A 16278-nucleotide genomic window follows, 5' to 3' on the forward strand; every position below is an offset into this window, starting at 1 on the left:
CGCGGCACGATTCCCCCATGCCGCTCAGGCTCGGCCTCGTCGGCGCCGGCTTCATCGCCGGCGTGTACGCCCACGCCGCCCGCCGCGTGCCTGCGGTCGAAATCGCCGCCGTCGCCTCGCCCCGCTCTGCCCGCGCCTTCGCCGGCCGCTGGGGCATCCCGGCCGCGTACGACGATTGGCGCCGCCTCATCGCCGATGCCCCGGTCGATGCCGTCGTCATCGCTGCGCCCAACGACCTCCACCTCCCCATCACCCTCGCCGCGGCGGCCGCTGGCAAGCACGTCCTCTGCGAGAAACCCCTCGCCCCCGGCCTCCCGGCCGCCGCCGAGATGGTCGAGGCCTGCGGCCGCGCCGGCGTCCTGCTCCTCTGCGCCGAAAACCTGCTCTTCGCCCCGATGTACGAGCGCGTCCGCGCCCTCGTCCGCCGCGGCGAAATCGGCCAGCCCTACCTCCTCCGCCAGCAGCAGGGCCACGCCGGCCCCTATGCCGACTGGTTCTGGGACGTCAGCCGGGCTGGCGGCGGCGCCCTCATCGATATCGGCTGCCACGGCATCGCCCTCGCCTGCCGCCAGCTCGACGCGTGGCCCGAGGCCGTCGCTGCCGTCCTCGGCCGCTTTCGTCACGCCGCCCGGACGCCCGCCGAGGACCACGCCATCGTCCACCTCCGCTTCCCCGGCGGCGCCCTCGCAACCGTCGAAGCCTCCTGGGCCCTCCCCGGCGGCGCCGACCTCCTCGAAATCGTCGGCGCCCGCGGCCGCCTCACCGCCAACCTCGACGATGCGCCCGCCATCGACCTCTACCGCGAACCCGAGTCCGCCGAGCCCGGCCAGCTCCCCGGCTGGCAGCGGGTCATGTACGAAGAAGCCTGGCAGTTCGGCTTCCCGCAGGAGCTCGAGCACTTCGCCGAGGCCGCCGCCGGCCGCGCCGAACCGCGCTTCCCCGGCCGCGACGCCCTCCGCGTCCTCGAAATCATCTGCGCCGCCTACGAATCTGCCCGCCGCGGGGGCGCGTGGGTGTCCCTTCCCTTCCCGAGCGCCGCCCCGCGCGCCATCGACCACTGGCTCGCGGCCGAATCGCCCGCCGCCCCCTGACGCCGCGCCCTCGCTCCCGTACCCTGTAGCCGGATGAGCTGGCTCCAGTCCCTCTTCGCGACCCCTGCACGCCAGGCCCTCGGCTGGACCGCCCTCGGCATCCTCGGCGTCATTTTCGCCGCCGTCGGCGCCTGGCTCCTCATCCGCGGCGGCGACCCGGCCCCGCCGCCGGCCTCCCCCGGCGTGACCGCGACGCCSMCSMCSKCCGCGMCGSCSRCCGCSMSCSYYWMCYSSMCGCCCRGCYCCSTCGGCCCCRGCSTCCWCCCSACSGCKCSCSKMSCCSRSSCSCKMMCCCGMSGCSSWSCGCCYGYTCCCGCCGGSASSCYCGRMGKYTYSRYCRSSKKYSASKSYGKYSSCGSKCCSTCGCGCTTGAATACGGACGGCGGCTTCGGCATCGACTTCTATGCGGCCGGCGAAGACTGCGCCAACCGCATCGGCGCCGTCATCGGCGTTCTCGTCGATGGCCAGTACTTCCCCTCCGGCTACACCGTCGGCAGCCAGCCCCAGCTGGTCGTCATCAACGTCGCCCTCCCCTGACGGTCCGCTCCGACCCTTGCCGTTTCGTCGCCCCCATCCTGCTATACTCCCCGAACCGTTCGGGACTGGCGAAATGCCGGCCGCCCGTCCAGTCCACCCGCGAGGAGGCCCCTGCCGTGAAGTTCCACTGGTTCCACCTCATGCCCTGGCCCTACCTGCCGGACGACTTCCAGAAAAAGCACCGCTCCGTCTGGGTCGATGTCGACTACGGCCTCTTCGACGCCGAAAAGGCGAACGGCGTCTACCACGAATACCTCGATGAACTCGAGTTCGCCGAAAAAGTCGGCTTCGACGGCATCTGCCGTCAACGAACACCACAGCCAACGCCTACGGCCTCATGCCCAGCCCGACGACATCATGGCGGCCACCCTCACCCGCCGCACCAACCGCGCCGCCATCGTCGTCATGGGCAACTCCATCGCTCTCTACAACCCGCCCCTCCGCGTCGCCGAAGAGTTCGCCGAAATGCTCGATATCCTCTCCGGCGGCCGCCTCGTCGCCGGCTTCCCCGTCGGCACCAGCATGGACACCAACTTCGCCTACGGGGTCCCCGGCGCTCAGCTCCGGGAGCGCTACTACGAAGCCCACGACCTCATCATGCAGGCGTGGCACAACGAGGGCGTCACCCACTTCAACGGCAAGTACACCCAGATTCGCTACATGAACCCCTGGCCCCGTCGCCCCTCCAGAAGCCCAACCCGCCCATCTGGATCCCCGGCGGCGGCTCCATCGAAACCTGGGAGTGGTGCGCCGATATGGGCTACCTCTACTCCTACCTCTCCTACTCCGGCTACAAGCGCGCCCAGGCCATCATGGACGGCTTCTGGGCCCGCATGCGCGACAAGGGCGTCTGAACCCAACCCCTACCACGCCGGCTTCGCCCAGGTCGTCTGCGTCGCCGACAACGCCGCCGAGGCCAAGGAGCTCTACTGGCCCCACATCGACTACTTCTACAACCGCTGCCTCCACGTCTACCCCGGCTTCGCCGACGCCCCCGGCTACCGCACCCTCCGCACCGTGAAAGCCGGCATCAAATCCCAGTTCGAACAGGCCCAGCAGAACGCCAAGGCCCGCCTCAGCTGGGAAGGCCTCGTCGAACAGGGCTACGTCATCGCCGGCGGCCCCGATTACGTCACCGAGAAGCTCAACGAGCTCGCCGACAACCTCCGCGTCGGCCACCTCATGCTCCTCCTCCAGATGGGCTCCATGCCCCGCGACGTCGCCGTCTACAACACACAGATGTTCGCCGAGAAGGTCATGCCCAACCTCCAAGCGACAAGTTCAACGACTTCGAAGACCGCTGGTATCCGAGAGCCGCTCCCGCCGGAGCGCCGCGCCGTCCCCATCGACGAGCCGGTCCGCCCGCTCCGCGCCCCCCTTCCCTCGCCGGTCGCCGGCCAGTAGCCCGCCCCGGCACCGGGGCACCGCTCATTTCAGCAGCAGGGACCCAGCCGTTCCGCGTCCCGGTCATGCCCCGAGCAGCGTCTCCCAGACGGCCGCAGGCCGAAAGCGCGCGACGCGCCTGCGGGCCAAGAGTCGCGGTTCGAGCGCGTGCCGAAGCATCATCCAGGACGGTTGCGAGCGCTCCGGCGAACGCCTCGACATCCCCGGCGTCGCACGTCCCGGCTGTTCGCCGCCTGAGAGGGACGACGACGCCCGCGTCGCCGGCCACTTCCGGGAGCGCTCCCCCGTCGCTCAGCACGACCGGCAGCCCGCATCCCAGCGCTTCCGCCACCGGCATCCCGAAGCCCTCGTTGAAGCTCGGCTGCGCGAGCGCATCGCAATGGCGATAGGCGTCGAGGAGCATCGCCTCATCCGCGTTCCCGAGCTCGATGACGCGGTCGGCGACCCCTGCGTCGGCGGGCGAGATTCCGAGAGGTCCTGGTCGAATCGCTGGCCGACTCGGATGAGCCGCGCATGGCGAAGTTCCGGCCGACCCATCGCCTCGATGAGCAGCGGCAGGTTCTTGTAGGCGCTGATGGTGCCAGACGCTGAGCACGGCCTTCCCGGGCGGCAGCCAACCCGGCCGCTCCATGGCGCCCGCCCCCGGGACGAACTCCCAGGGTAACGGTACCGGCACGACGCGCAGGCCGACCTGGATCGACCGACCTGCCCGTCGCGTTAGTGCCTCGCGCGCCGCGAACTGACGGCGTAATCACGAGCGTCGACCGCTCGGCTTCTCGCAGCGCGCACCGGAACATCCACGCACCGGGCCACTCCCGGCCTGCGTACCCTTCCAGGGGAATGGTGTCGTGGACGGTGACGACGAACGGCACGCCGGCGGAACCGCCTCCTGTGAACAGCCTGCCACCCGTCGGTGCAATGCACGAGGTCGAATCCCCCCAGGAGCGTCGGCGGGGCAACCGCTCGTAGCTCCGCTGCCCCGGGATGCGCCGGCGGAGTGCGGCAGGGATGTTGAAATAGGTGCCCGCTACCCGGCCCGAGAACCAGGAGGGCGGGTAGAGCGCCGCCATCCGCTGCGCGTACCGCGACATGCTCGTTGGCTTTCCCCCCGGCTCCCAGGGAACCAGCTGAAGGATGCGCATCACCCTATTGATATCTCATCTCAGAAATGGTACGGTACGCCTGCCGAACCCCTCGGCGTGGCTGGGCCCGCGGCCGGTGTTCCTCCTTCCGCCGGCCGGGGCCGTTCCTTTCCCCCGTCGTCAGCCCTGCTGCAGCTCCGGGTACAGGCTGCTCGACGCCTTCATGAACCGCAGCAGCATCCGCATCTCCGCCACCCGCTTCCCTGCAGCGTCGTCCAGCCCCGTCTCGAACCAGAGGTACTCCGTCTTCGGGCTCTGCCCCACGGCGATGACCTCGCCTGTGCACGTGTACTCCTCGCCCACGAGCGCCGGCCCGTTCACGTTCCGGATTTCGATCGCGCCGAACAGCCCGACCGCCCCGAAGCCGCTCCGCCACCTGCGTCCACGCTCTTCGCGTAGAGCATCTGCACGAGCGGCGCGATCATCACCGGCGGCGCCGCCCCACGGTGACCCCTCGCCCCGGTACCAGTCCATCGGCTCCGTCGTCACCGCCAGCCGCCGCTCCTGCTCCTCCGGCGCGCAGCGCACCGTCACCGGCTCGAACCGGTGCCCCTTCTGGACGCTCGCCAGGATGCGGAGCTCGCCCGGCTCGAACCGCTCCAGCGGCCGCGCCAGCAGCGCCGTCGGCACCCCCGGCTCGCCCACCGACGCCGTCCCCTGCGCCACCTGCATGCCGTCCTCCCGCAGCACCCATGCGTCCACCTGCGCATCGGCTGCGCCCTCCGGCGGCACCCGCAAGTGCGCCCGCACCGCCTCCCGGTCCGTCGTCGCGTTCAGGAAGTACATCGAGAGCGTTCCCCGCTCGAACCACCGCCGCCCCCACGCCGCCCGCAGCAGCGGCGGGAACAGCTCCATGTGAATGCCGACCCCGCGACCGTCCCGCCGCGGAACCCCAGCTTCGTCGCCGTCGCGTCGTCGTGGATCGACCCCTTCGCCTGCGCCGAGTTGTTCACCGACGTCGCCGCAGCGGCCCCACCATCACCCCGTCCGCGACCGTCGCCGCGAACTCCTCCCGAATCGTCATGACCGCGCCTCCGTTTCGAAGATGCGCGGCAGCCTACGCTATTCGAATCGAGTTCGCCAGCGAACCCTCACCCGCCGATGTGCGACATCTCGACTTTCGGCAGCCCCGACGTGTTCGCCTCCGTCCGCAGCTCCGAGTACCGGTCGTCGCGCGCCCGCCACACCTGTGCCACGAACTCCTGCCAGCTCGGCGTCGCTGCGCCCCGCCCCGCAGCACCGCCCGCAGGTCGTGCCCCTTCGCGCCGAACAGGCACGTGTAGAGCTCCCCCTCCGGCGAGAGCCGCAGCCGCGTGCAGTCGCCGCAGAACGGCTGCGAAATCGACGTAATCACGCCGATCTCCCCCGCGCCGTCGACGTACCGCCACCGCTGCGCCACTTCGCCCCGGTAGTTCGCCTCCGCCGGCTCCAGCGGGAACTCCCGCCCGATCCGCTCGATGATCTCCCGGCCCGTCACCACGTGGTCCAGCCAGCCAGCCGTTCGTCGCGCCCACGTCCATGAACTCGATGAACCGCACGATGATCCCGGTCCCCCGGAAGTACCGCGCCAGGTCGACCACCGCTGTGGTCGTTCACCCCGCGCGTTCACCACGGCGTTCACCTTGATCGGCCAGAGCCCGGTCCTCCCGCGCCGCGGCGATGCCGTCCAGCACTGTGGTCCACCCCGACGCCGGTCGTCGTTCATACGCCCGTGAACACCGCGTCGTCCAGCGAATCGAGCGACACCGTGATGCGCTGCAGCCCCGCCTCGGCCAGCCGCCGCGCCTGCGCCCGCAGCAGGCTCCCGTTCGTCGTCAGCGTCAGGTCCCGCAGCCCCTCGATCCCCCGCAGCCCCCGGATGAGCTCGTCCAGGTCCCGCCGGACCAGCGTCGCTCCCCGCCCGTGATCCGGATCTTCTCCACCCCCAGCCCCACCAGCACCCGCGCGACCCGCGCAATCTCCTCGTACGTCAGCAGCTCATCCCGCCGCAGGAACTGGTAGTCCGGCCCGAACACCTCCCGCGGCATGCAGTAGACGCACCGGAAGTTGCACCGGTCCGTGACCGAAATCCGCAGGTCCCGCAGCGGACGTCCCAGCCGGATCCTCGAGCGTCATCGCCCCACAGCGTAGCCGATCCGGCGCCGTCGTGCTGGCGCCGGCATCAACGCTCAGGAGCTCGCCGCCGCCGTCCCTTCGCCCTGGGCGGTTTCGCCGGCCGCCGCCGCCTCGCTGTGCTTCAGGAGCCACTCGTCGTACTTCCGAAGGTCCGCTCCGCCAGCTCGTCCCGCATGCTCGCGCATCTTCGCCATCTTCTGGTCGATGAGCTGGATCTGGTGCAGCGTCACTTCGCGCGCCCGGCGCAGCTTCTCCGCCTTCTCCGCGGCATCCGCGTCAGCCCGCCATCCCGCCCGGATCTGCAGCCGCACGTCTTCCGCGTCCAGCATCTCCTTGATCTCGGCAAGCGAGAACCCGAGCAGCTCCTTCAGCTGCCGGATTCGCTCGATCCGCTCCATGTCTTCCGGCGAGTACAGCCGGAACCCGCCCTGCCATCCGCGTCGGCGGCGCGAGCAGCCTCCTTCTCTTCGTAGTAGCGCAGCGTCCGCTGCGTCAGCTGCGCGCGCTCCGCCGCCTCGCCAATCTGCAAGAACCGTTCCTGGCTGGTCGAATCCGTCATGTCAGCCCCCAGTCTACCACATTGACGCGAACGTCAACGTTCAGGTTTCGGTCAGCCGCACAGCGCCCGCACCCGGTCCGTATGCCAGCGCGCGCCGCGCAGCATCGGCTCGCCCAGCGTCTCCCGCGCCGGCCGCGCATGTGCATGGTACCAGTCCCCCAGCGCACGGAGATGAACGTCGGCCATCCGCAGGTGCGCCATCGCCTCCTCGCACCGGCCGTCCAGCGCCGCGTCCCACGCGATGACCCGCTCCGCGACGTGCATTCCTGCCGCCGCCGTCGCCGCCAGCTCGTCGACCGCCTCCAGCGGCAGCCCAGCGCCCACCGCCACCGGCAGCGCCTGGGCCGCCGCCGCGAACCCGGCCAGCGCCTCCCTTGCCCGCCCGGCCAGCGCCTCCTCGCAGCTGCCGCCCAGCGGGCTGTCCCCGTAGTCCAGCACGTCGAACCGCGGCCCCGGCTCCAGCTCGCCCCGCTCCAGCACGCAGCCCGCAGGCCGCATCCAGCCGCCGGTACATCGCCGCCGAACGCCCCCGCGAGCTCGCCGAAACACCCCCGCGTGAATTCCTTGCCAGCCCGGCCAGCCGGGTCGCCGCCGCCATCCCACGCGCACCGCGCGAACCACCACGCATGCCACGTCGGCCCCGTCCACGGGCGCGGCGCCACCGCGAGGTCGAAGACCCCGCCGACTCCCAGGCGCGCGTACGCCGCCAGGTCCCGGGGAATCACCTCCAGCAGCGGCGGCGCCATCCATTTGAACAGGATGCCGTCGCTGTAGTACTCGAACACCCGCACGCGTTCGGGCGCGCCGAACCACGCCGCCAGCCGCTCCAGCCCCGCGAGGTGCTCCAGGTTCCGCCGGCATCCGGGGTCGTCCAGCGCATGCGCGTACGCAGCCAGGTTCCGCGGCGCCCAGAGCGCGTCCACGTTCTCCCGCGGGCGCACGCGCTGCCGGCGCCGTCCAGCGTGTCGTGGTAGGCGAGGTGCGCCACCCGTGCGCCCGGCTCCAGCTGCTCCAGCACCTCGGCAGGCTCCAGGTTCCGTCGGCCTCCAGCGTCCTGGTCCGAAGGCGTCATCCCCGCACAGCCGCTGCACGCAGCACCAGCCGCCCGCCCGCAGGTCATCGGCCCACAGGTGGTACACCGCGAACCCGGGGAACCGCGCGAAGAACCGCGCTGCCCCCTCCTGCAGCGCCGCGCGCGCCCCCGCATCCGAAACGCACAGGTTGTGCCGCCGCCGCTCCCCGCCGCGCAGCGGGAACCACTCCGGGTGCCGTTCGAACGCCTCCCGCGGCAGCAGCGTCGAAAGATGGTGCCCGCCGAACTCCAGCCGCAACCCCAGCCGCCGCGCCTCCGCCGCGATCTGCGGTACCCTCCCGGTCCCACAGGCCGAACAGCTGCCCGGCGCCGTCCCCCTCCCGCGCCTCCCAGCGGCTCGGCGGCGTGTCATGCGAAGAACACCGTCGTCAGCCCGTTCCGGCGCGCGAACGGCAGCCGAAGTCGCGCCACGCCGCGTGCAGCCGCATCGCAGCCGAGCACGACGCCCCGCTCGGCGAACGCCGGCTGAACACGTCGTACCGGCCTTCGGACAGCTCGCCCGGGGCCTGCCCGGCGGCCGGACCAGCCCCGGCCGCGGCGCCAGCACCCCCAGCCGCGCGCTCCAGCCACGCCGCCCCGTCCATCAGCTCGCGGAGGCCCCGGCCCGCGCATGACGACCCGCCCGGCGAACGGCGCCGCCTCGACCGTGCAACTGCCGGCCTGCACCGCAGCGTCCTCGCGGAACGCCACCTGTCCCTCCGTCCCGCTTTGCAGCCCGGCGGCCATCCGCTCCGGCCTCGCAGCTCCAGCGCCGCGGCCAGCGCGCCGTCGCCGCCCTCAGCGGCAACCTCCCATCCCGCGATCGCCCGCGCATCGAGCCCCATGGCGGGCATTCTCCGCGCTGGACCGCCCCCGTGCCAGCCGGGTCCCTCCTACGACGCCTGCGCCGCCCCCGGACCCGCCAGCCCCTCCACCACCTGCCGGACGAACGCCCGCTGCGCCGGCAGCAGGTCGGTGTACTGCAGCCGCAGCACCACCCCGCTCTCGTCCTCCTCTGCCCCGACCACCATGCAGAGGAGCTCGCTGCTGAACGGCCCGGCCCAGACCCGCACCTGCACCTGCCGGCCGCCCGGCCGGCTCCCGACCCGCACCGCCATGCCCCCCATCGAAATGTCCACCAGCCGCCCGTCCTGCCGCGAGTTCCCCAGCACCGACCGCACCTCCGCCCGGTAGTTCGCCGCGAACTCGCGGGTGTGCCCGCCGGTCCAGACCGGCTGCTGCACGGGCCCAGCGCCCGGAACGCGACCGCACGCTCCGAATGGCCCATATACGCCGCCGGCTGCGACACCCGCCCGTGCTGCCATCGAGTGCGACCAGCACGTACGTGCCGCGCGGGTCCCACTCCGGCATCGCCCCCGCAATCCGCACGGCCAGTCGCCGCCTTCCCGCACCGCAGCCACCTCCCCCGGCCACTGCGCCGGCTGCGCCGAGCGAAGCACCACCGTCACCGGCGTTCCCGGCACCGGAAAGCTCGTCATCCCACCCCGGTTATCGACAACCATTCATCACTTCCACACCGCTGTCACACGAACCCGCTACCATCACTCCATGCACCTCCCGTCGCTCGAACCGATGACCCCCGCCGATATCCCCGCGGTCATCGCCATCGAGCGCGCCGCCTACACCAGCGAGCTGGCCCACCACCGCCTTCGAACGCGAACTCACCGCCAACGCCCTCGCCCGCTACCTCGTCGCCCGCGACGGCCTGCCAGGCGCCCCGCCCGTCGCTCGAACCTTCGGCGGCCTCTGGCTCATGGTCGACCAGGCCCACATCGTCACCATCGCCGTTCGCCCCGAATGCCAGCGGCGCGGTTTCGGCCGCCTCGTCCTCCAACGGCCTCGTCGGCTAACTCGCCGCCGGCGACCGCCGGCCGATGGAGTCCGTCACCCTCGAAGTCCGCGTCTCCAACGAAGCCGCGCGCGCCCTCTACCGCCGCTACGGCTTTTACGAGGTCGGCATCCGCAAGCGCTACTACGCCGACAACCACGAAGATGCCATCATCATGACGACCGAGCGGCTCGATTCCCCACCCTACCGCGAGCGGCTCGAACGGCTCCGCGCCGACCTCGCAGCTCCGGTTCCCTGCCGGCTACACTGCCCGCCACCTCGACGCCGTCCAGCCCGCCTGACCGGCCTCCGCCCAGGAAGGACTCCCCCGTGAAGACCGTCTACTACACCGCCGTCAGCCTCGACGGCTTCATCGCCGATGCCGACAACGCCCTCGACTGGCTCTTCCAGTTCGGCGACCCCGACACCGGCCGAATGGGCAGCCTTCGAAGCCCGCCTCGGCGCCATCGCCATGGGCGCGACCACCTACCGGTGGGTCCTGGACAACGACATCATGCGCCCCGGCGCCGCCCCGAAGCCCTGGCCCTACCGCCAGCCCACCTGGGTCTTCACCCACCGCACCTTCCCCGTTCCGCCCGGCGGCGATATCCGCTTCGTCCAGGGCGACGTTCGCCCCGTCCACGCCGGGATGGCCGCCGCCGCGGCCGGCCGCGACATCTGGCTCGTCGGCGGCGGCGACCTCGTCGGACAGTTCTGGGATGCCGGCCTCCTCGACGAAATCATCGTCACCGTCGCCCCGGTCACGCTCGGCGGCGGCGCGCCCCTCCTCCCGCGCGCGATCACCGCGGCCGCCGCTCCGGCTCCGCAGCGTCCGCCAGGTCACCGATGCCTTCGTCGAACTGATCGTACGACGTTCAGCGCGCCTGAGCCGCGCCGTCCGCCCGCTCCAGCTCCTGCACGAGCTCCTTCAGCACCCGCTCGGCCCGCTCCAGCCGCGCGTGGATGCCCCACGGCCCGTGGATGTTCAGCGTCATGTTCTCCGCCTGTCCGCGGACGCCCGGCAGCCGGCCCCGCTTGCCCGCCGCCTCGTAGTACCGCTGCAGCTCCTGCACGAGCTCTTCCCCGTAGATGGCCGCCAGGATCTCGACCGTTCGGTCGTCCCACAGGTCGTAGATCGAACGGGTTCGGGCCGCTGCCTCGCAGCCGCCCAATCTTGTCGATCTGCCGCTGGATCGCGCTCTTTCGCCCGTGCGGGGTTGGCCACCTTCATCATCACCGCGAGTGTACCCGCTCCCGCGCCACCGGCAAGCTGCCTAGGCCGCCCGCGCCGCTCCCTGCAGCTCGAACGCCAGGTCGCCGAGCCGCACCAGCGCCGCCAGCACCTCCGCTCTCCTCCTCCCCCGCGAGCCCCAGCGCACCTGCGAACGCCTCCGCCAGCCGCTGCTGCCGCCGTCCCGTCGTAGAACGCGCCCGGGCGCATCACCCCCAGGCTCGCGCTGCAGAAGACCCGGCCGCGTCCGTCCCGCCACGCCAGCGCCAGCGCCACCTGGTCCACCCCGAACGGCCGCCGCATCCCTGCCATCTCCTCCCGCGCCCAGGCCGCCACCTCCGCCGCCAGCCCGGCCGCACCCGGCCCGGGCGAAGCGCGCCACGTCCGCTCCGAAACGCCGACTCCGCCCCGGATCAGCTCCTCCACCCGCCGGTCCGCGTTCCCCAGGTTCGCCATCGCCGCAGCATCACTCCGATCGTCGGCAGCCGGCGCCCCCGCGCTCCCTCCTGCCCGCCGACTGTCACCCCTCCGTCACTCGCCAGCCCCTTCCGCTCCCCCTACAATCACGGGACGTGGACAACGACTTCAACGTTGACCTCGATGACATCATCGCCGCCTCTCCGCAGCCACGATGTCGTCATCGCCCGGTTCGTGACCGTGCCCGCGGCGCCTCCTGTTCGACTTCCGCGCCACCCCCGTCGACTCCCCCCGCTCGTCCGCGTCGTCGAACCCCTCCCATCGATCGAGGCCCGCTACCAGCATCCTCCGCGGCCTCCGCCCGCGCCTCGGCGAACCCCGCAAGCTCATCTCCGTGTTCTGGCCCCGCTTCGCCGCCTCCTTCGGCCGCACCGGCGCCTGGGATGCCGCCCGCGCCCGCCTCGCCGCCTCCGGCCACCCCGGCGCCGTCCGCGATGCCGAAGCCGCCCTCGCCGAGCTCGTCGCCCTCGAACGCGCCTGCCAGCGCGAAGCCATCCTCGGCGGCCGCCTCCTTCCGCACCCTCTGGAGCGCTTCCCCGTCACCCCGGTGAGCCGCATCGATCGCAAGACCTTCCGCCAGCTCCGTCCGCGAAGCCGTGGCCACCCTCGCCGAGCTCGTCGCCCTCGAACGCGCCTGCCAGCGCGCCTCCCCCCGGAGCTGCTCGCCCGCGTCCACAACGTCGATATCGTCATCGAATCCCGCCCCACCGCCCGCGACCGCAAGCTCTTCCGCCGGCATCGGCCCCAACGACCTCCTCCTCGGCCTCTACCACGGCATCCCCCTCACCCGCCGCGGCGACAACTACAACCTCGTCGTCCCTGACAAAATCTCCATCTACCAGGACCACATCGAAGCCATCTGCGAGACCGACGACGAAATCCGCGAACAGGTTCGCAAGACCGTCCTCCACGAACTCGGCCACTACTTCGGCATCGACGACGACCGCCTCCATGACCACTCGGCATGGGCTGACGCCGCGCAAGGCCCCGGTAAAGCCCCGGTTTGCACCCTCCCCGCAGACCGCGCGTAGCTTGAAACCCGTGACAGGCCGCGTCGAGCGCTCTCCCTACCAGCCCGCGCGCGCCGTCGCCCGGCCCCCGCGAGCGGCGCGCACCCTCCTCTCCCCCTCCCAGCGGCTGCTCTTCACCCTCGCCCTGTTCACCTTCGCGCTCGCCTCGTTCTACTCCAGCGCTCGCCCTCGCTCGCGCGCGTCACCCCGGCCCTCTTCCCGGGCCGCTCCCTCACCGACCTCGGCATCATCCGCCCCCTCGCCAGCCTCAACACCCCCCTGGTCGCCATCACCAGCCCCGGCCAGGACAGCGTCCTCCGCAAGCGCATCAACCTCCTCGTCCTCGGCGTCGACAAGCGCCCCGGCTACCAGTTCGAAGACAACGCCAACAGCGGCTACCTCACCGACACCATCATGGTCGCCACCATCGACCCGGTCGCGAAGACGTCCGCGGTCCTCAGCTTCCCCCGCGACCTCTGGATCGACGTCGCCAATCCCCGCGCCCCCGAGAGCCAGCGCCGCATCAACCAGTCCTTCGGCCCGACGGCGTCCGCGCCACCGGCTCCATCAAAGGCGGCATCGAAGAACTCAAAGCCGACCTCAAGCTCAACTTCGGCATCGAAATCGATCACTACGTCATCCTCGATTTCGAAGGTGTCGAACTCCTCGTCGATGCCCTCGGCGGCGTCGACGTCGATATCCCCCCGGACCTCGCCGTCCCCCCGTGGTACTACTCGAACGACGACATCCACGCCGTCTGGGTCGAATTCCCGCCCGGTGCCCTCAACCACCTCGACGGCTACCACGCCGTCGCCTTCGGCCGCCACCGCGAATACGACTCCGACCTCAAGCGCGTCAAACGCCAGCAGCTCGTCCTCCAGGCCGCCCTCAACAAGGCGTTCCAGCTCGACATGCTCCGCGACCCCGCCGGTCTCTGGAACGCCTACGCCTCCACCGTCAAAACCGATATCCCCTACGCCAAGTTCCCCGGCTACCTCGACCTCCTCCGCTCGACCAACGGCCGCCTGAAGACCTACTCCCTCGGCGACCCCGTCAATGGTGTCCCCACCGTCACCGGCTTCACCACCGCCGGGGGCGCCGCCGTCCTCGCCTGGAACCCCGAACAACGTCCAGTACTGGCTCAGCCAGGTCTTCACCAAGGCCGCCTACAGCGAAAGCAACGTCGAAATCCAAAACGGCTACGGCCCCGAAGGCGCCGCCCGCGCCGCCGCCCTCGGCCGCTACCTCGCCTACGTCAAAGGCCTCCCCACCGTCTATTACGGCCCGGATGCGCCCCAGCAGCCCCGCACCACCATCACGCTCTACCACGTCGACCGGCGTGTCCTCGCCGAGGACATCGCAAAGTGGCTCGGCATCCCGACCGTCCGAGATCGTCGTCGTCCCCTCCACCGACACCGCCCTGCCCGACGTCGTCATCACCATCGGCCGCGACTTCAAAGTCCCCGGCACCTGACGCCGCCGCTCGCCGCGCCGGTTACTCCGCGGCCTTTGGCGCCTCGAACCCGCCGTCGAGCGCCCGCCGCGCGAGCTGCTCCAGCGCCCGCGTCCTCCAGCGGGGGGTTGTGTAGCGGCGCCCGCACGTCCCGGAAGTACCGCTCCAGCGGCCGCTGCCCGCTGCAGGGAGACCCCGCCAACCACCCGCATCGCCAGCTCCAGCCGCCTCGATGCACGCGTTCAGCGTCTCCACTTTCGCCGCCGCCACCCGGTCGATGGCAGGCATCCCTTCGACCGGCTGCTCGGTCCACGCGCGCGCTGCATCCCACATCAGCGCGGCCGGCTCCGCTGCACGCAGCAGGTCCATCCGCGCCACCCGCATCCGGACGCCCGGCATCTCCCGGATCGGCCGCTGGCTGTTCGGTCCGTCCGCTCCCGCGCGAAGGCCACCGCGTAATCGCGCGCCGCCGTCGCCACCCCGATCGTCACCGCGCACAGCCCCAGCCCGGCAACCACGCCATCCGCCGCGCCCGCCCGCGGGTCCGGCGAACCCGCCTCCCGCGCGTTCAGCAGCCGGTCACCCGGCAGCCGCACGCCCTCCAGCACCACGTCGTGGCTCCCCGTCGCCCGCATCCCCAGCGCATCCCACGTCTCCACCACCCGCAGGCCCGGTTCGCCCCGCAGCACCAGGAAGTTCCCCACCCGCGCGCGGCCCGCTGCCGCCATCCTCGACCCGCGCCAGCACGATGAAGTGGTGCAGCACCGGGGCCAGCGTGGTGAACGTCTTCCTCCCCTCCAGCACCCAGCCGCCGCCCTCCCGCCGCGCGACCGTGTCCGGCAGCCCGCCCCCCGAGGGGCTCCCCAGTCCCTCCTCCGTCGCGACTGTGTTCACCAGCTCGCCCCGCTCCACCGCGCCCCGGCAGAACCGCTCGAACCACACCTCCGGGTAGCTCGGCGCCTCCCGCTCCTGCCCGAACGTTTTCAGGTGCATCATGAACGCCAGCGCCGTCGACCCGTCGCCCCGGGCCAGCGCCTCCAGCACCCCGAGGTACGTCGCCAGCGACGCCTCCGCCCCGCCGTACCGCGCCGGCACCGTCAGCCCGTAGAACCCGGCCGCCCGCAGCTCCGCGAAGTTCTCGAACGGGAACGAGCCCTCCCGGTCGTGCGCCGCCGCCCGCTCAGCGAACCGCGCCGCCAGCTCGCGCGCCCGCGCGACCCAATCCCGGTCCGGCTCCATGCCGACGAGTCTACCCGTGGAGCGCTGCCCGCGCCGGTCAGCGGCCCCCGTGGGCCGGCGAACCGGCGAGGTCGCCCGCGCCCGCTCGGCGGCCCCTCGAGGTGCAGGTTCGGCAGCAGCCGGTCCAGCCAGCCCGGCATCCACCAGTTCCAGCGGCCCAGCAGCTCCATCGTCGAGGGCACGAGGAATATCCGCACCAGCGTCGCGTCGACGAAGATCGCCGTCGCCAGCCCCAGCCCGAACTCCTTGATCACCCGCTCCGGCCCGAGCACGAACGCCAGGAACACCGTCACCATGATCGCCGCCGCCGCGGTGATGACGCGCGCCGTCGCCGTCAGCCCGTTCGCCACCGCCTCCGCCGTGTCCCCTGTCCGCAGGTACTCCTCCCGGATGCGGCTGATGAGGAACACCTTCACATAGTCCATCGAAAGCCCGAACAGGATGGCGAACATCATCATCGGGAGGAAGACCTCGATCGGGCCTTCCCCCACCCCGATCAGCTCGCCGAACCAGCCCCACTGGAACACCGCCACGACCACCCCGTACGCCGCCCCGATCGACAGCAGGTTCATCACCGCCGCCTTCGCCGCCACGACCACCGACCGGAACATCGCCGTCAGCAGGATGAAGCTCAACCCGATGACGCCGATGAACAGGTACGGCATCCGCGACGAAATCCGGTCGCTCGCGTCGATCTGCCCGGCCGTCACCCCGGTCACGTAGTACCGGTCGCCGTTCGTCCTCGGCCCGCTTCAGCACGTCGCCGCGCAGCCGGTGCACGAGGTCCGTCGTCGCGTGGTCCTGCGGCTTCGTCGTCGGGATGACCGTAATCACCGCCGTATCGCCGGCCGGGTTGATCACCGGCCGTCCGTCACGGCCGCAACCCCCGGGGTCTCCCGCAGCAGCTCCACCGCCCGGCTCAGCCCGCCGTTCCCGTTCCGCACGTCCGCCACGATGAGCAGCGGCCCGTTCGTCCCCGGCCCGAACCCCTTCGCGATGAGGTCGTACGCCCTCCGCGCATGCGAACTCGGCGACCGGTTCCCCGCATCCGTGAACCCGAGCTGCATCGAGAAGATCGGCAATGCCGCCGCCACGACGC

14 protein-coding genes and 6 pseudogenes are annotated in these 16278 nt (G+C 71.7%); 8 read left to right on the forward strand and 12 right to left on the reverse strand.

Features of this window, described 5'->3' with window-relative positions:
* Nucleotides 1-17 precede the first annotated feature (17 nt).
* Entirely contained in the window at nucleotides 18-1091 is a 1074-nt protein-coding gene (locus O0235_RS10465) for a Gfo/Idh/MocA family protein (protein ID WP_270055739.1), read from the forward strand.
* Between the two features lie 369 nt (nucleotides 1092-1460).
* Nucleotides 1461-1628 (forward strand): hypothetical protein, encoded by a 168-nt coding sequence (locus O0235_RS10470; RefSeq protein WP_270055740.1) that lies wholly within the window; start codon nucleotides 1461-1463, stop codon nucleotides 1626-1628.
* A gap of 41 nt (nucleotides 1629-1669) precedes the next feature.
* On the opposite strand, the gene O0235_RS10475 is transcribed toward O0235_RS10470, so the two are convergent.
* Entirely contained in the window at nucleotides 1670-1936 is a 267-nt protein-coding gene (locus O0235_RS10475; protein WP_270055741.1) for a hypothetical protein, read from the reverse strand.
* On the opposite strand from O0235_RS10475, the gene O0235_RS10480 reads away from it, so the two are divergent.
* Complete coding sequence (locus O0235_RS10480) at nucleotides 1887-3032, forward strand: LLM class flavin-dependent oxidoreductase (protein WP_506005439.1); 1146 nt, start codon at nucleotides 1887-1889, stop codon at nucleotides 3030-3032. The two genes, O0235_RS10475 and O0235_RS10480, sit on opposite strands and share 50 nt — an antisense overlap.
* Nucleotides 3033-3174: 142 nt before the next feature.
* On the opposite strand, the pseudogene O0235_RS15990 reads toward O0235_RS10480, so the two are convergent.
* The 6 genes and pseudogenes from O0235_RS15990 to O0235_RS10515 form a co-directional block, all read right to left on the reverse strand.
* A pseudogene (locus tag O0235_RS15990) lies at nucleotides 3175-3663 on the reverse strand (glycosyltransferase); the annotation flags it as partial.
* A 631-nt stretch (nucleotides 3664-4294) separates the two neighbouring features.
* Nucleotides 4295-5029, reverse strand: a complete 735-nt coding sequence (locus tag O0235_RS10485) for a hypothetical protein (RefSeq protein ID WP_270055743.1) — start codon at nucleotides 5027-5029, stop codon at nucleotides 4295-4297.
* 236 nt (nucleotides 5030-5265) lie between these two features.
* A pseudogene (moaA, locus tag O0235_RS15995) lies at nucleotides 5266-6276 on the reverse strand (GTP 3',8-cyclase MoaA).
* 66 nt (nucleotides 6277-6342) lie between these two features.
* Nucleotides 6343-6848 (reverse strand): annotated as a pseudogene (locus O0235_RS10500) (MerR family transcriptional regulator).
* Between the two features lie 51 nt (nucleotides 6849-6899).
* Nucleotides 6900-7346 (reverse strand): hypothetical protein, encoded by a 447-nt coding sequence (locus O0235_RS10510; RefSeq protein ID WP_270055746.1) that lies wholly within the window; start codon nucleotides 7344-7346, stop codon nucleotides 6900-6902.
* Nucleotides 7347-8813: 1467 nt separating this feature from the next.
* Nucleotides 8814-9164, reverse strand: a complete 351-nt coding sequence (locus O0235_RS10515; protein WP_270055747.1) for a PilZ domain-containing protein — start codon at nucleotides 9162-9164, stop codon at nucleotides 8814-8816.
* Nucleotides 9165-9815: 651 nt separating this feature from the next.
* Here O0235_RS10515 and O0235_RS10520 point away from each other — a divergent pair.
* Both O0235_RS10520 and O0235_RS16000 read left to right on the forward strand, forming a co-directional pair.
* On the forward strand, nucleotides 9816-10103 hold the full coding sequence (locus tag O0235_RS10520) for a GNAT family protein (protein WP_270055748.1): 288 nt from the start codon (nucleotides 9816-9818) through the stop codon (nucleotides 10101-10103).
* A 180-nt stretch (nucleotides 10104-10283) separates the two neighbouring features.
* Nucleotides 10284-10496, forward strand: a pseudogene (locus O0235_RS16000) (dihydrofolate reductase family protein); the annotation flags it as partial.
* Between the two features lie 148 nt (nucleotides 10497-10644).
* Here the strand turns inward: O0235_RS16000 and O0235_RS10530 are convergent.
* Nucleotides 10645-10941 (reverse strand): hypothetical protein, encoded by a 297-nt coding sequence (locus O0235_RS10530; protein WP_270055750.1) that lies wholly within the window; start codon nucleotides 10939-10941, stop codon nucleotides 10645-10647.
* Between the two features lie 1132 nt (nucleotides 10942-12073).
* Here O0235_RS10530 and O0235_RS10535 point away from each other — a divergent pair.
* From O0235_RS10535 to O0235_RS16310, 3 genes and pseudogenes are all read left to right on the forward strand, one after another.
* Nucleotides 12074-12508 carry a metallopeptidase family protein gene (locus O0235_RS10535; protein ID WP_270055751.1) on the forward strand — a complete coding sequence of 145 codons (435 nt, stop codon included), beginning with the start codon at nucleotides 12074-12076 and terminating at the stop codon, nucleotides 12506-12508.
* A gap of 306 nt (nucleotides 12509-12814) precedes the next feature.
* Nucleotides 12815-12964: pseudogene (locus O0235_RS16305) on the forward strand (LCP family glycopolymer transferase); the annotation flags it as partial.
* A 146-nt stretch (nucleotides 12965-13110) separates the two neighbouring features.
* Nucleotides 13111-14076, forward strand: coding sequence for an LCP family protein (locus O0235_RS16310; RefSeq protein ID WP_506005459.1), 966 nt, complete (start codon nucleotides 13111-13113; stop codon nucleotides 14074-14076).
* Here the strand turns inward: O0235_RS16310 and O0235_RS10550 are convergent.
* From O0235_RS10550 to O0235_RS10565, 4 genes and pseudogenes are all read right to left on the reverse strand, one after another.
* The gene (locus tag O0235_RS10550; RefSeq protein ID WP_270055754.1) at nucleotides 13983-14339 is read right to left on the reverse strand and encodes a hypothetical protein; all 357 of its coding nucleotides are present in this window, start codon (nucleotides 14337-14339) and stop codon (nucleotides 13983-13985) included. The genes O0235_RS16310 and O0235_RS10550 overlap by 94 nt on opposite strands.
* Nucleotides 14340-14519: 180 nt before the next feature.
* Complete coding sequence (locus O0235_RS10555; RefSeq protein ID WP_270055755.1) at nucleotides 14520-15179, reverse strand: acyl-CoA dehydrogenase family protein; 660 nt, start codon at nucleotides 15177-15179, stop codon at nucleotides 14520-14522.
* Nucleotides 15180-15331: 152 nt separating this feature from the next.
* Nucleotides 15332-15901, reverse strand: a pseudogene (locus tag O0235_RS10560) (MMPL family transporter); the annotation flags it as partial.
* A gap of 135 nt (nucleotides 15902-16036) precedes the next feature.
* Entirely contained in the window at nucleotides 16037-16246 is a 210-nt protein-coding gene (locus tag O0235_RS10565) for a hypothetical protein (protein WP_270055756.1), read from the reverse strand.
* Nucleotides 16247-16278 lie beyond the last annotated feature (32 nt).

It is taken from the genome of Tepidiforma flava (genome assembly GCF_027594505.1).
GTDB classification, from domain to species: domain Bacteria; phylum Chloroflexota; class Dehalococcoidia; order Tepidiformales; family Tepidiformaceae; genus Tepidiforma; species Tepidiforma flava.